This window comes from Thermococcus sp. GR6 (genome assembly GCF_012027415.1).
Lineage (GTDB): Archaea > Methanobacteriota_B > Thermococci > Thermococcales > Thermococcaceae > Thermococcus > Thermococcus onnurineus.
Map to the genome: position 1 here is coordinate 55,093 of NZ_SNUM01000002.1, position 14,572 is coordinate 69,664.

Here is a 14,572-nt window from a genome sequence, read left to right on the forward strand (position 1 = left end):
AATTATGTCGCTGGAAGACTTCCTCTATAGCATAGGAGAATCTGCAGATTCAGCAGTTCACAGAGTGATTGAGTTCATCAAACCATCAAAGGCCAATGAGCCCCCAAGCTTTAAATACCTCAGAAGGCTCATCAAAAAACCCCTGACTGTCCATGAGTTCCTCAGCCTTAAGCTCCAAATTGCATTCCTAAGCTATCTCCTGACAAACCTCGCAATCCTGTTCTTAAAGCTTAATCCCCTCTGGCTCGCTGTGATAGCCCTGATATACTTCCTCTATCTTCGCTACCTGCTCACAAGAAACAGGGAATTCTTCATAGAACCAGAGCCGTACAGATTCTTCTACTACTTCATTTCCCTGATATCCTTTGGTGCGTTTTTCGGCTACGCCTTCATCAGGAGAATCGCCACAAGCATCTACTATTACTACGGCTACCTTGTGCTGGTGTTCATAGCAGTCATGGCATTCAGATGGTACTTCAAGACCAAATACGGACGTGACTGGACCTACGGCATTGTAGAGGAAATCCGTGGGGACATTGTGAAGGTATTCGTCCATGATGACATTTCCGCCAACGTCAAGCCAGGCCGCTACTGGGTCGATGCCGTCGATGATTTAGAGGTCGGAAGGGTCGTGAAGCTAATCGTGGAAGACAGACGGCTGAGAGGCGCGGTGCCGACTAAGATCATAGAGGTCTACTTGTCCTCCCAGACCTCAACGGAGCCGAAAGAAGAAAGCGAGTGAAGGATTAACAGGTAAACCGAGTGGCAGGGCTCAACCAGGTTGGTTTTGGCAAACCCGAACCCTTCTCTTTTTATCTCCAAGGGCTCAACATGAAGACACCCTGAGACCACCAGTACAGACTCCCCCATCTCCACGAATTCATATCCGAGGCCATCGCAGATTCTCTCGATGAACCGCTTGAAGTCATCCCACCGCTCGATTCGAGTGCGATAGTATACCGTGTGTCCCAAGATATCACCATGAAGAGTAAAAAGCAAACTTTAAAAAGTTTTTGATTTTGCAATGCCCAGCCATAATAAAGGAAATGCTTTAAGACAAAGAAGGAGAATAATTGGAGGGATGATGACTAAACCCGTTGCCGATAAAAAGATGAGGAGAGGATCGACTAGCTGATTAGAGCTCTCCGCAGAGCTGAGCAAAGTTGCGGTAAACGTCGCTCCCCCGCTCGGTGTGGGCGACCTCCGGATGGAATTGAACGCCGTAGATTGGCAATTCCTCGTGCTTCATAGCCTCGATCGGACAGGTCTCGCTCTTTGCCAGAAGTTTGAAGCCGGGCGGGAGCTCCTTCACCTCATCCATATGGCTTTCCCAGACTTTGAGTCTCTTGGGAAGTCCTTTAAAGATGTCGTTCTCCTCGAGTATCTCAATCTCTACGAGGCTGTACTCGGCCTTCTCGCCTCTGCCGACTTTACCGCCGAAGTACTTCGCTATGAGCTGGTGGCCGAGGCAGATACCGAGGATGGGTACGTTGAACTCGTCGTAGTGCTCAAGTATGGCACTGCAGTTGCCGGTCTTCTCGATGTCCGGTCCGCCGGAGAAGATTATCCCCTTCGGCTTCATTGCCTTGATTTCTTCGAGAGGCGCAGTGTTAGGGATTATCTTCGCCTCGACGCCGAGGTAGCGAAGAGTGCGCCAGATCCTGTGGACGTACTGGCCGCCGTTATCCATTATGATTATCATTCATTTCACCTCATTCGAACTCTATCGTCGCCGGCGGCTTGTTAGTGATGTCATACAGCACCCTGCCAACCTCTGGAATCTCGCTTGTTATCCTGAAGGCTATCCTCTGCAAAACCTCAAAGGGAACGTTCATGGCGTTGGCGGTCATGCCGTCGAGGCTTTCAACAACGCGAATAGCTATCGTTTCCTTGTAGGCCCTTATGTCACCCTGAACGCCGACAGTCTTGACGCCAAGGAGAACCGCAAAGGCCTGCCACGGTCTCAGTCCAGCTTTAGCTATCTCTTCCTCCACGATGGCGTTGGCCTCCCTGACGATGGCGACCTTTTCGGGGGTAACCTCCCCAAGAATCCTGACGGCCAGCCCCGGGCCCGGGAAGGGCATCCTGTTGTATATCTTCTCCGGAAGGCCAAGCTCCTTTGCCAGTTCCCTGACTTCATCCTTGTAGAGGTCCCTCAACGGCTCGATGAGCTTGAGGTTCAGCCTCTCCGGCAGTCCTCCGACGTTATGGTGGCTTTTGATTTTGCCCTGGCTCTCTATCCAGTCAGGGGCTATCGTGCCTTGAATCAAGAACTCCGCGTCTATTTCCTTCGCAACCTCCTCGAACACCTCTATGAAGACCCTGCCTATTATTTTCCTCTTCTCCTCGGGGTCGGTTACGCCCTTGAGAGCCTCGAAGAATCTCTCCTGAGCGTCAACGTAGTGAAGGTTCATACCGAGCTCGTCCCTGAAGGTCCTCACCACGAACTCCGGCTCGCCCTTCCTTAGGAAGCCAGTGTTCACGAAGACCGCGTGAAGTTTATCCCCGATGGCCCTGTGGGCTAAAACAGCAGCGGTTGAGCTGTCAACACCGCCGCTGAGCGCTATGATGGCCTTCCCATCTCCAACCGTTTCCCTTATCTCATTAACCTTCTCATCAATGAAGCTCTCCCACATGAGCACCACCTTTTGCTCTGCATAATACCGTCAATTTATAAATCTATTCACACAATGTTTTCCAAATTTGTGTCAATATTTCATTGAGCCGGTTTTCGTCTAGAGCTTGCCTTATCTCTATCAACATCTCTCGTCCGGTGCTGATATGCCCCTTGTACCTTGGCCAGCTGTAAGTGAGTCGTGAACGAGAAGATACGACTCCAGGCTGAAGATGCCACCAATCGGAGGTATATCCAAGCCTACCTATGAGGCCGGCGTTCCTCTGAAGGAGATGTTCCAGGTCTTCAACATGGAGCGGTTTCGCTGTCATAGTTTCCAAATGAGGAGAAACCATAAGGATTCTCAGCAAACACTACGAAAACTTTGAGCTCGAAAGATTACGGAAGAGTTGGGAATAGTCGTGGAGAACTGCAGGATAAGGCTTTAATTCCTCCACCCAACTTTTCTTGGTGAACCTGATGGAAATGACCATTAAAAGAAAGGCCTTCCTTGAGGAGCTGTCCAAGATCGTGGAAGACGTCGTTAGGGAATATGGCCCAAAACTGAAGAAGATAGAAATAACTGAAGACGAGAAGGGCTGCTACACAGTTTTCATAACCTACGAGTCTAACTTTAGGCCCACCCAATAAGACACCCGTAGAGCCCCTTATGGGCGTTTATTAGGTCATCTTTATCGAAGTGGAACACCAGGAAGGTCAGAAAAGCCATTGAGGTTGATAGTCTGAATTATCTAAGCGTCGAGGGGCTGAAAAGGCTGTGAGAAAGAAGGAGCTCTGCACTCCCTGTCTCACCGGCGAGTATCAAGAGTGGGCCTTCCGCTTCTGAGCTTCCTTATTCTGAGTATATGAAAATTTATAAAGTCAGAGAGCCTTCCTGAGGAAGTACTCATGCAGCCTCGCGTCGTCGGTTAACTCAGGATGGAACGCTAAGCCAATGATGTTCCCCTGCTCTACGCCAACGACCTCATCACCGTGCCAGGCTATGGGCTTGACCTTATCGCCCAGAAGCTCGACTATCTTTGGAGCACGAATAAAGACACCTGGGAACGGTTCATCACTGAAGGACAGCTTTAATGGGGCTTCGAAACTGTCCACCTGCCTGCCGTAGGCGTTTCTGTTAACCCTGACGTCAAGGAGCTCCAGAAAACGCTGCCCCTCAACGGCTCCCTCGACATCCTTTGCGAGGAGGATTAAACCAGCACAGGTACCCATTATTGGAAGCCCCTCCTCACCGAGCTTCTTAACCGGCTCAAAGAGACCGTTCTTCTGCATCAGCCGCGATATGGTCGTGCTCTCTCCGCCGGGCAGGATTATCGCGTCAATGGCGTTCAATTGCTCGGGCCTCCTCAGCCAGAATGCCTCTCCTTCGACTCCGAGCCTCTCGAAGGCCCTCTTCACCGCCTCGATGTGCTCACTAACTGCCCCCTGAACACCAATAACTCCGACTCTGAGCACTTTCTCACCCCCATAAATATAGAAAAGAAAAGCTCAGACGCCCCTCTCCTCAAGGCGAACCTCGAGCTCCTCAATCTCCAGGCCCTTCATGGGCTCGCCGATCTCTTTGCTTATCTCGGCTATAACGTCCGGCTCGTCCCAGTGGTTAACGGCTTCAACTATTGCCCTGGCCATCTTCTCCGGAGTGGAGCTCTTGAAGATGCCTGAACCAACGAAGACGCCGTCCATGCCCATCTGCATCATCAGGGCGGCGTCGGCTGGAGTGGCAACTCCTCCGGCGGCAAAGTTAACCACGGGCAATCTTCCGAGCTTCTTTATTTCCAGGAGAATCTTGTAGAGACCGTCAACTATCTCGCGGTAGGTGTAGTGGCCGTAAACAGGCTCGTTCTCGAGGATCTGCTCCGGCAGGCCGCTTATTTCCCTTATCTGCCTGGCCAGCCTGAGGTACGGCTCGGCGAACTTTTCAGCCACGGCATAAACCTGCTCGTCCGTCATGCGTTGGATGAGCCTTATGTTGTCGGCGACGAGCCTAACGTGTCTGACTGCCTCGACGATGTTGCCGGTTCCGGCCTCACCCTTGGTTCTTATCATGGCGGAACCTTCCCATATCCTCCTGACGGCCTCCCCGAGATTCCTCGCTCCACAGACGAAGGGAACGTTGAACTCCCTCTTGTCTATGTGGAAGAACGGGTCCGCTGGAGTTAATACTTCGCTCTCGTCTATCATGTCTACACCGAGCGCCTCAAGGACTCTAGCCTCGGCGACGTGGCCTATCCTGACCTTGGCCATAACCGGAATCGTTACCGCGTCCATTATTTCCTGGATCTTCTCTATCGGAGCCATCCTAGCGACGCCGCCGGCCTTCCTAATGTCGGCCGGAACTTTATGGAGGGCCATGACAGAAACTGCCCCGGCCTCTTCCGCAATCCTCGCCTGCTCGGCGTTGGTGACGTCCATTATGACGCCACCCTTCACCATCCTGGCAAAACCGCGCTTCAGCCTCTCCGTTCCCTTGGCTTCAATAACGTGGAGCCTTCCCATCGGTATCACCTTTTCAAGCTGTAACTTGCAATAATCTCAAGAAAAAACTTGAATATAAACCTTGCCGCAGAAACGCCCCGATGTTTCCGAAAAAACCTTCGATCGAGTGATAGGAGAAAAGAAGGAAATCCGCTCAGGCCTTTCCAACTATCTCGAGGCTGACGTCGAAGTTCCTGACGGAATGCGTTAGAGCTCCGAGGCTTATGACGTCAATATCAAGTTTCGCGTACTCCTCGATATTTTCCTCGGTTATGCCGCCCGAGACCTCTATCTTAACTCTCTCCCTGAGCCCTTCCCGCCTGAGGGCTTCCAAAACCTCGGCTATTTCCTCAGGCTTCATGTTGTCGAGCATCACAACGTCGGCACCTGCTCTGGCCGCTTTGATGGCATCCTCAAGGGTCTCGACCTCAACCTCGACGACCTTGTAAACGCTGAAGGCCTTGGCGCGCCTTATGGCTTTTTCCAGGGGGACAAGAGCCAGGTGGTTGTCCTTTATGAGTACCGCATCGCTAAGGGAAAAGCGGTGGGGCTCACCGCCGCCGATGAGTATCGCCCTCTTGTCTATCGGCTTGAGGAGGGTTTTTCTCGTTCCGGCAATGCGAACCTTCGGGTTTACCGCCCTCACCTTCTCGACCAGCTTCCTGACTTCGGTCGCTATGCCGCTCATCCTGCCCATGACGTTCAACGCCGTCCTCTCGACGAGAAGTATTGCCCTCGCGTTCCCTTCAAGCTCAAGGAGGACGTCGCCCCTCTTCACGGCCTCGCCGTCCCTCTTCTTAACCTCAACTTTAACCCCGAAGTGCTCGAAGAGGGCCTTGGCTTCCCCAACGCCCGCTATTATCCCTTCCTGCTTCGCGATGATTACTGCCTTTGCATTCAACTCCTCCGGAATAACCGCCTCGCTCGTGACGTCGCCGAAGGGAGCGTCCTCCTCGATGAAGCGGAGAAGATAACTAAGGTGAATCATTACCTTCACCTCCAAGCAGGAACTTCCAGAGAGGGATGAGCCTGACCTTTTTCCCTCCGACCTCAAGAATGTCATCTCTATTCCAGTTTATTATCGTTAGGTTTTCGCAGTCGAGTTTCTCCGAGGCATTCACCAGTGCCGAGATCTCCCGTTCAAACGTTTCGGGGGCTTCAAGTGAATAACTGACCTGTATGAGCTCCGAGATATCCTTTCCATCCTTCACGAGGAAATCAACCTCTCTCCCGCGCTCGTCCTTGAAGTAGTAGAGCTCCTTCTCACGTCTTCTAAGTTCAAGGAAAACGGCGTTCTCGATGAGCCTACCAATGGTCTCCCCGAAGCGAAGCGAGTAGGCGTTTATCAAACCCGTATCAACGACGTAGACCTTGGGAAGGCTCTTCTCAACCTCCCTCAGGTTGTAGGAAAATTTCTTGAGCGGGAAGATCACGTAAGCTTCTTCAAAGTAGTCGAAGTAGCTGTAGAGGGTGTTCTTGCTGACGTCCACGCCAATGCCCTTCATGTACCTAGCCGTTCGGTTCACCGAGAACTCCTTGGCAAAGGACGTTATGAGAAGCTTCAGGAACAGCCTCACAGCTTTTAAATTCTTTACCCCGTGCCTTTCAACAACGTCGCGATACAGCATCACATCCACATACTCGGAAAGTGTTTTCCGCTTTAGGTATGTGTCCTCGATAAGAACAACCTCTGGAAAGCCGCCGAACTCCAGGTATTCCCTCAGAAGAGTCTTGACAACCGCCTCTTCTCTCGTCGAGAGATACCTACCCACCTCAATCCCCTTCGCTCTAAGGAACTCTCGGAAGCTGAAGGGTAGCATCTCGAATGTTAGAGTTCTTCCCCGAAGGGCCGTTGCTATCTCCCTGCTGAGGAGTTTTGAAGAGGAGCCGGTTAAGTAAACCCTGAACCCATCACGTTCCATGACACGCTTAACGAAAAGCTCCCAGTTGGGGACGTTCTGAATCTCGTCGAGAAAAAGGTACTTCTCGTCGGCATCCGGGAAGAGCTCGTAGAACACCCTCACGAGAGTTGAAAGGTCATCGGGCGTTGGAGGGTATATCCTGTCATCGTCGAGAGGGAAGAAGACGGCTGCTTTACCAGCCTTCCTCAGTTTGGAAAACTTTTGAAGAATGTAGAAAGTCTTTCCAGCCCTTCTTGGGCCGATTATTGTTATTGCTTTGTTTATTCGGATGTCCTCAGAAACCCTCAGCTCACGCTCGACACCTTCAACGCTGAGATTGAGATAGTCCATCACAATTTGGGCTATTGTTTCCTCGCGGCTCATGTTAAATAAAGAGGTAAAAATCCTTAAAAAGTTTCCCTCTGTACTTAACAAAAATGGTGGAATCTTTCCCTACAGACTTAGCTCATCTCCAGCATCCTCTCTATCGCCCTTCTTGCCCTCTCGGCTATCTCCTCAGGTACCGTAACCTCGTACTTCATGTCCCTGAGCGACTCGTAGATGTGGTTGAGCGTTATCGCTTTCATGCCGATGCAGACGGCGTCTTCTTTAGCAGGGTGGAACTTGATGTCCGGATAGAGCTTCTGAAGGCGGTAGACCATCTCCCTCTCCGTGAAGACCACCCACTCGTCGTGCTCGGGGGCACGCCTTATCATTCCGCCCGTGGAGACTATGATGTCGGCCCTCTCCTGTACCTCTGGCTCGCATTCCGGGTGAACCATCAGCTTGGCGTTCGGGTAGAGCTTTCTAGCCCTTTCAACGTCCTCAAGGGTGAACTGCCTGTGCACGTAGCAGTGGCCGTACTCAGGAACGGGGATGACCTTCTTGCCGGTCATCTTTGCCACATAGCTCGCGAGGTTCTTGTCCGGGCCGAAGATTATGACGTCCGAGTCGAGCTTCTCGACTATTTTGAGGGCGTTGGCAGAGGTAACCGTAACGTCGGCGTAGGCCTTGGTCTCGGCGGTGGTGTTTACGTAGAGAACCACCGGCGCGTCCGGATACTGCTCCTTGGCCTTGAGGATGTGCTCGACTTTGAGCATGTTGGCCATCGCGCAGGTTGCCCTCCTCGTTGGCAATAGAACGGTCTTCTCTGGATTGAGAATTTTGGCAGTTTCAGCCATAAAGTCGACGCCCGCAAAAACTATGACGTCCGCATCAACGTTAATAGCTTTCCTCGCGAGCTCGAGGCTGTCGCCGAGGAAGTCAGCTATGTCCTGAATCTCGGGCAACTGGTAGTTGTGGGCCATGATTATGGCGTTTCTCTCCTCTTTGAGTTTAAGTATCTCATCAACCAGGTCCATGTTCTCACCTCGCTTGAAGAAAAGGTCAACGGAGGGACATTAAAACCTTATTGGAGGGGAGTGGCTAAAGTCTGCACCTCCCATCGAAGAAGCTCGGCCTCTCAAACTCCTTCCTCATGAAGGGGAAGTCCTCGCGGTAGTGGCTCCCCCTACTCTCCTCCCTTGCTAAAGCGCACTCAAGAACACCCCTCGCGAGCAGCTTAAGCCTTCCATCAGCCTCGATCTCGTTAAGCTTCTCCAAGCCAGCCCTCAGGCCCGCAGCAGTTCTCACTATTCCAGCGTGCTCCCACAGTATTTCTCTGAGGGCTTCAACATCACCCAGAGAGTCAAAGGTGTAGGGAACCTCTGGAACCTCGCCAAGCCTCGGCCTATCTCTCGATATGGTTCTGGCAACTTCGAGTCCGCTCACAATGCACTCCAGCAGGGAGTTGCTCGCCAGCCTGTTCGCCCCGTGGAAGCCGTTGCTCATAGCCTCGCCTATAGCATAGAGGTTCTTAATACCCGTACGATACCAGGGGTCAACCGCTACTCCGCCGATGGTGTAGTGAGCTATTGGAAAGATTGGAATAAGGTCTTTGGAGGGATCTATGCCCTCCCTGATGAGGAAGGCATATATCTGAGGGAACTTACGTTTAAAGTCCTCTATGCCAGTTGCATCGAGATAGACTCTCTTTCCAGCCTGCATCTGACGGTATATGGCCCTCGCCACGATGTCCCTCGTGGAGAGCTCGTTCACGAAGCGCTCGCCGTCATCCGTCACGAGCCTGGCCCCAGCCCCCCTGACGGCCTCGCTGATGAGCCTGACGCCCTCCTTCCCGATGAAGCCCGTGGGATGGAACTGGACGAACTCCAGCTCTCTCGCGGGAGCACCTTTCATGGCGGCATCGCCTATCAGTGTCCCTAGGTTGAGCGGCGAGCCAGCGGTGTACTTGAAGAGCGAGGCGAAGCCACCCGTGGCCAAAATAGTAGCGTCAAACTTCAGTAACTCCCCCTCCAGAAAAACACCATAGGCAACACCGTCTCTAACTGCGAGCTCTTCGGCAAGACCTTCGACGAAGTTTACCCCATGCTCTTCCGCGGCCATATAGAGAATCTTCATCAGGTGCTTCCCGGTCTCGTTCCTTATCGTGAAGACCCTGTGGAAGGAGTGTCCCCCCTCCGTCTCGTTGGCCTCGAACTCAAGGCCGAGCGCGGTTAGAAAATCATACGCTTCGGGAGCTTTGCTCACAACGCTCCAGACTACCTCCTCATCGTTGAGGTACTTGCCAGCCCTAACCGTGTCGAGGAAGTGAGCCCTAGGTGAATCTCCCTCAAGAATCGAGAAGGCTATTCCAGCCTGGGCTAAATATGAGTTGGTGTTCTTAAATCCTTTACCTATGACCGTGACGTCAAAACCTCTCTTCGCCAGGGCTATGGCGGCCGTTAAACCAGCTGCACCATCGCCGACGATTCCAATCTTGGTCATGCTCTCCCCCAATGGGGCTCAAAAAGGGGGTTTATAACGGTTTTTGGAATCAGGCATAGAAGAACAAAGGAAGAAAAGCTCACTTCCCAACTGGATAGTTCGGAGCCTCGTTGGTGATGAAGATGTCGTGCGGATGGCTCTCCTTAACGCCAGCCTGGGTTATTATCACGAACTCGCCCCTCTCCTTGAGCTCCTCGATGTTCCTCGCCCCGACGTAGCCCATTCCCGAGCGCAGGCCGCCGACGAGCTGGTAGAGAACCTCTCCAACGCTTCCCTTGTAGGGGACGACTCCCTCGACTCCTTCGGGGACGAACTTGCGCGTCTTCATGTGGCCCTTCTGGTAGTACCTTTCAGCCCCTCCCTTCATCATCGCTCCGAGAGAACCCATGCCACGGTACTGCTTGTATTTCCTGCCGTTTATGAGGACCTCCTTTCCAGGGGCCTCCCTGGTTCCAGCCAAGAGCGAACCAAGCATAACAGCGTCGGCTCCAGCGGCTATTGCCTTGACGATGTCGCCGGAGTAGCGTATGCCTCCATCGGCAATGACGTGAATACCGTACTCCTGTGCCCTGTCGGCAACCATGGCTATAGCGGTAATCTGCGGAACGCCGACGCCAGCGACAACGCGTGTGGTGCATATGCTTCCGGGTCCTATTCCAACCTTGACGGCATCGGCGAATGTTAGGTCATCGACGGCCTTCGGGTTGGCGATGTTTCCGACGATTAACTCGGCATCAACAGCGTTCCTTATCTCCTTCATCGCCCTTATCGCTTTGAGGTTGTGGGCATGAGCCGTGTCGATGACTATAACATCAACCCCGGCCTCGTCAAGGGCCTTGGCCCTCTCCAAGTCGAAGGGACCAACCGCAGCGGCAACCAACAGGTCGCCGTTTTCATCTCTTACCGCGTTCCTGTACTTCTTCCTCATCATGAGGTCGCTCACTGTGATGATTCCGACCAGCTTACCGTCCCCATCGACCACGGGGAGGCGGGCAATCCTGTTCTTGACCATAAGGTTGAGGGCATCCTCGACGGCGATGTCCTCTGGAACCGTTATGACGTCCCTGGTCATGACCTCCCTCACGAGCCTGCCTTCCTTCGCAGCTATGTCCTTCTTGGTGATGATTCCGGTAATTTTTCCGTCTTCTCCGACCACCGGAAGGCCGTCGATGTCGTTCTTCTCCATCAGGAAGAGCGCATAGTCAAGGGTCTCATCGGGTTCGATGGTTATGACGTCCTCGACGATGAAGCGCTCGGCGCGCTTGACCTTTTTTACCATCTCGACCTGCTCCTCGATGCTCATGTTCCTGTGGATCACTCCGAGGCCACCCTCCCTGGCCATCGCTACCGCCATCTCCCACTCGGTGACGGTGTCCATAGCCGCGCTGAGAATCGGGATGTTGAGTCTAATCCTCGGCGTTATCCGGGTCGAAACGTCAACGTCCTTCGGCTCGACCTCGGTTGCCTGTGGAACCAGAAGAACGTCGTCGAAGGTGTAGCCCTTAATTGCATTGACAAGTTTTTGTTCAAATTTCCCCATAATTCGCGAACCTCCCCGTCCTTTTTAACATGAACCTGGCAGGGGTTTTTAAGGGTTTTCACCTCGAGGATCGAACTCGGCCGCGGTTTCAATGTACAGCTTCGAACCAGCGGCTTTACATTTGACAACTTTACAAACGTAAACTTTATAAACAAATGTGTACGTTTGGGCACGGTGGCACCCATGAAAAGACTCGCAATAGCCCTATCCTACGCGGCACCGATATTGCTCATCCTTGGAGTCCTCGCCCTGACGATGTGACAAAGAACAATAGGACTACTAAGGAGTTCATCCAAAATTTAGACCTTTTTTCTTCACATTTTGTCATCACATCAATACTTACACCGAAAAGCCAAAATACTTCCAGACAACCATTCATGTGGGTGATTTCACAATGAGGGGGGAGTACCAAACCCATCGCTAAGGAAAAGATTTTGAATGTGAGGAGCTTTAGTTTTGAGGAGATTTTGGGTGAAATACTGAAGGAAGGCCTTTTCTGGGCGGCCCTCGGAAGGCCGTCGGAAGTGATGCCGTTTCTGAGGGGCAAGCTTTTGAACAACGGGTACAGTGAAAGCACCAAGAAGGAGCTCGCGGATCTACTCAGGGAGCTGGAGATATTCTACAACCGCGTCGCCTGCTGCGGTCGCGTTGAAGAAAGGCACATGAAGGCAGTGAAATCCTTCCAAAGGGATATCATCGCAGTAATTTCCTTTGAGAAGGCTTAGCTTTTTAACCCCTCTTCTCCTTGCTTGTCGTTTTATCTTCTTCTCACCTTAACTAACCATCCGATGATGAGCAGCGTGAAGGTTATCCCGAGTAGGGTTAACCAGCGAATCATGGTTTGATCCAAAGGGAGTTTAACGAGTTTAACTTTATACCCGTCAAAATAAGCGAGTTCTTTTTCGTTGGAAAGCAGGCAACCGTTACCACAATCAGCTATGGTGACGTTGAATGGCAGTTTGAAGGTTTTTCCATCATAGATTAACAGAGTGCCGTTGATTGCAACGCTCCTCCCCTCCAAAGTTAAGGGCGCCTTCATGGGCTCTCCCCACTTAAAGACCGCTTGCGGTTCCCTTCTCGTGCAGGACGCCGTTAGGTTTGAGATGTTATCGATTTTCTCAACACATCCTTGGGAGACGAGAAAGTAACCCAAAGTCATCTCGTGGCACTTCAATGAATCATCTCCCAAGCTGTTGCACCAGTGCTTGTACTTCCTAACCACCCACGCCCCATCACGACTCCCAAGGAGTTCGAAGTAAACGTTCTCTCCCTCATCCTTGGCAAAGGAGTCAAGGGGAATCAAGCGAGAGTTCCCGCTCAAGCTGATAACCTGAAGGTAGTACCTCCAAACCGACCCGTTGTAAAAGATCACCTTAAACCAGTTGCTGTCCAAGGCAGCAAAGTGAGTGCCGTTGAAGCACAATCTCCCCACTGAGAGGTTTACGGGGGTTAAGTTCCCAAAAACAATCCGCGAACCATTGACGGCCAGGAGAAAGAGCTCATCCTGATAACTCATCGGGTCTTCTCCTTCGAGGAGGTAACCAGCTGGTAGCTCCCACACTCCCAAGAAATAGAGCGAGCTATCCAAGCTTGGGGGAAAGACCTTGTAAATCTCATCGCCGACTATAGCGTACCAGTTGTAATAATCCCCCCTCTGAGTTGACCAATCAGCCTCAAGAAACAGGTAAAATTTCCCGTTCCAGTAAATTTCACTGCCTACTCCCCAGTTGTTAGTCTCGGAGTAGTTTCCTAAGAAGTGCAATTTCCCATCGTAGACATAAAGCTCGAAATCTTGGAAGAATGGCCCCTTTGAGAGGTTTCGGTAGAGGAGTACTCTGCCCCCTGTGGAGTGGATTAAGGTGAGGTTTAGGAATGTGGCGTTTAAGAGCTTGAAGCCTTTTCCAGGCTCGAAGAACCAGAGCTGAGTGGTGTTGTTGGAGTAATGGGTCAGAACAAGAAAACCGTCCCGGTAGTGGATTATTCCAGTAATCCTTGGAGAATAGGCGGAAGTGTAGGGAGAAAACAGGAGAATTAAAAAGAAAAACGTAAAAATACGCTTCTTCATCACCTCACCATCCCGGACAGTTAGTTCTCATGTAGTCAATAGTGCTCTCCTCCGTGTCAAAATAGTATGCCCTATCTGGCAGCACATAACCAAATGCCTCTCTCTGAGCATCTACGTATTTACAGGCATAATCTTTGGCGTCCTCATTAACCCTAACAGTACCATCGGCTTCCATTTCAATGGAGACGTTTGAGGGCATGTATTTGTGTATTGTTTTCAGGATATCAACAAAAAGAGAGTATGTGTACGGTATCCCTCCCTTAATAGTTTGGCCTTCTATGTTCATGAAATAATACCCTGGCTGGATGAAAACATTGTTGAAATAGTTCGCTATGTTGGGAACGTCCGTTTCATAAGCTACTGCCTCTAAAATATCTTGTTCCGATGAAAAATATCTGCTCACAAAGAGACTCCTCAAGCTCGGTATCCAGATAAACTGGTAATTCTCACTATACTCCCTTCTGTTCTCCATTATTCTGCCCCATATAGTCTCTATCGTGTATCTGCTCAGCTCTCCCGCTTGAATATACCTGATGTTTTCCAGTGACCAATAAAATCCCTTGAGTCTCGAACTACTCCAAGCGGCAGCGCCATCAATCCAGCCAAGCCAGTAGTTCAAGTCTCTGGCATGAGGCTTTTGTTGATATATGAAGTATGGAATCTCCACAATGTAATTCCTGCCCTTTAACCACTGGTTCTCTATCTTTTCGATTAACTCTCCTGCATCGTTATATCCATTGTTGTATCCCACTCCAGAATATTTGGTTGTGAGACCCTCAGTCCCCCCTGTCCCTCCATCGGTAACGATGATGTAATCAAACTTCTGGTCATTCCAATCGCTTAGGACCTCGTACTCTGACCCGTTCCACTTATAATACCACAAGCCCCAAGTCGTCATATAAACCATCCAACAACTTATCATTAAGAACTTTGAGTAGTAGTATATAAACTTTTCTAACTAAGGATATTTATTAATATAACATCCCCAAGTTAAGCACAGGTTAGCTTTTTAACCCCCTTTCTCTACTCTTCTTGGGATGATGAGGGAAGTTTCGTCCGAGTGGTGAGGAAACTCGCATGGGCTGACCAACCCTCAACCTTTTAAGACGTTCTTCTTTCCTCCGCTTGGG

The 14,572-nt window shown here is 51.2% G+C and carries 15 protein-coding genes; 3 read left to right on the top strand and 12 right to left on the bottom strand.

The window, feature by feature from the left end; translation table 11 throughout:
- The first annotated feature begins 4 nt into the window (after positions 1-4).
- Positions 5-742, top strand: coding sequence for a DUF2101 family protein (locus tag E3E32_RS06600; protein ID WP_167731076.1), 738 nt, complete (start codon positions 5-7; stop codon positions 740-742).
- Here E3E32_RS06600 and E3E32_RS06605 read toward each other — a convergent pair.
- The 3 genes from E3E32_RS06605 to guaA form a co-directional block, all read right to left on the bottom strand.
- Positions 694-972 carry a TonB-dependent receptor gene (locus E3E32_RS06605; RefSeq protein WP_167731077.1) on the bottom strand — a complete coding sequence of 93 codons (279 nt, stop codon included), beginning with the start codon at positions 970-972 and terminating at the stop codon, positions 694-696. The two genes, E3E32_RS06600 and E3E32_RS06605, sit on opposite strands and share 49 nt — an antisense overlap.
- Before the next feature lie 163 nt (positions 973-1,135).
- Entirely contained in the window at positions 1,136-1,702 is a 567-nt protein-coding gene (locus E3E32_RS06610; protein ID WP_167731078.1) for a GMP synthase subunit A, read from the bottom strand.
- A 10-nt stretch (positions 1,703-1,712) separates the two neighbouring features.
- Positions 1,713-2,636 (bottom strand): glutamine-hydrolyzing GMP synthase, encoded by a 924-nt coding sequence (guaA, locus tag E3E32_RS06615; RefSeq protein ID WP_167731563.1) that lies wholly within the window; start codon positions 2,634-2,636, stop codon positions 1,713-1,715.
- Positions 2,637-3,085: 449 nt separating this feature from the next.
- Here guaA and E3E32_RS06620 point away from each other — a divergent pair, with 449 nt between their 5' ends.
- Positions 3,086-3,265, top strand: coding sequence for a hypothetical protein (locus E3E32_RS06620; protein WP_167711627.1), 180 nt, complete (start codon positions 3,086-3,088; stop codon positions 3,263-3,265).
- Between the two features lie 231 nt (positions 3,266-3,496).
- Here the strand turns inward: E3E32_RS06620 and pdxT are convergent, their stop codons facing one another.
- The 7 genes from pdxT to guaB all read right to left on the bottom strand — a co-directional run bounded on the left by pdxT (position 3,497) and on the right by guaB (position 11,377).
- The gene (pdxT, locus tag E3E32_RS06625; protein ID WP_167731079.1) at positions 3,497-4,090 is read right to left on the bottom strand and encodes a pyridoxal 5'-phosphate synthase glutaminase subunit PdxT; all 594 of its coding nucleotides are present in this window, start codon (positions 4,088-4,090) and stop codon (positions 3,497-3,499) included.
- 33 nt (positions 4,091-4,123) lie between these two features.
- Entirely contained in the window at positions 4,124-5,131 is a 1,008-nt protein-coding gene (gene pdxS, locus E3E32_RS06630) for a pyridoxal 5'-phosphate synthase lyase subunit PdxS (RefSeq protein WP_167711637.1), read from the bottom strand.
- A 133-nt stretch (positions 5,132-5,264) separates the two neighbouring features.
- Complete coding sequence (gene nadC, locus E3E32_RS06635; RefSeq protein ID WP_167731080.1) at positions 5,265-6,098, bottom strand: carboxylating nicotinate-nucleotide diphosphorylase; 834 nt, start codon at positions 6,096-6,098, stop codon at positions 5,265-5,267.
- A complete protein-coding gene (locus E3E32_RS06640) occupies positions 6,085-7,395 on the bottom strand; it encodes an ATP-binding protein (protein ID WP_012572851.1) in 1,311 nt (436 codons plus the stop codon). Before E3E32_RS06640 ends, nadC begins: the two co-directional genes overlap by 14 nt.
- 77 nt (positions 7,396-7,472) lie before the next feature.
- Complete coding sequence (gene nadA, locus E3E32_RS06645) at positions 7,473-8,372, bottom strand: quinolinate synthase NadA (RefSeq protein WP_167731081.1); 900 nt, start codon at positions 8,370-8,372, stop codon at positions 7,473-7,475.
- A 64-nt stretch (positions 8,373-8,436) separates the two neighbouring features.
- Positions 8,437-9,837 (bottom strand): L-aspartate oxidase, encoded by a 1,401-nt coding sequence (locus E3E32_RS06650; RefSeq protein WP_167731082.1) that lies wholly within the window; start codon positions 9,835-9,837, stop codon positions 8,437-8,439.
- 79 nt (positions 9,838-9,916) lie between these two features.
- Positions 9,917-11,377, bottom strand: a complete 1,461-nt coding sequence (gene guaB, locus E3E32_RS06655; protein WP_167731083.1) for an IMP dehydrogenase — start codon at positions 11,375-11,377, stop codon at positions 9,917-9,919.
- Positions 11,378-11,817: 440 nt separating this feature from the next.
- On the opposite strand from guaB, the gene E3E32_RS06660 reads away from it, so the two are divergent.
- Positions 11,818-12,102, top strand: coding sequence for a hypothetical protein (locus E3E32_RS06660; RefSeq protein WP_370456361.1), 285 nt, complete (start codon positions 11,818-11,820; stop codon positions 12,100-12,102).
- A 32-nt stretch (positions 12,103-12,134) separates the two neighbouring features.
- Here E3E32_RS06660 and E3E32_RS06665 read toward each other — a convergent pair whose 3' ends face one another.
- Both E3E32_RS06665 and E3E32_RS06670 read right to left on the bottom strand, forming a co-directional pair.
- Positions 12,135-13,442, bottom strand: coding sequence for a hypothetical protein (locus E3E32_RS06665; RefSeq protein ID WP_167731085.1), 1,308 nt, complete (start codon positions 13,440-13,442; stop codon positions 12,135-12,137).
- Positions 13,443-13,446: 4 nt separating this feature from the next.
- On the bottom strand, positions 13,447-14,340 hold the full coding sequence (locus E3E32_RS06670) for a hypothetical protein (RefSeq protein ID WP_167731086.1): 894 nt from the start codon (positions 14,338-14,340) through the stop codon (positions 13,447-13,449).
- Positions 14,341-14,572 lie beyond the last annotated feature (232 nt).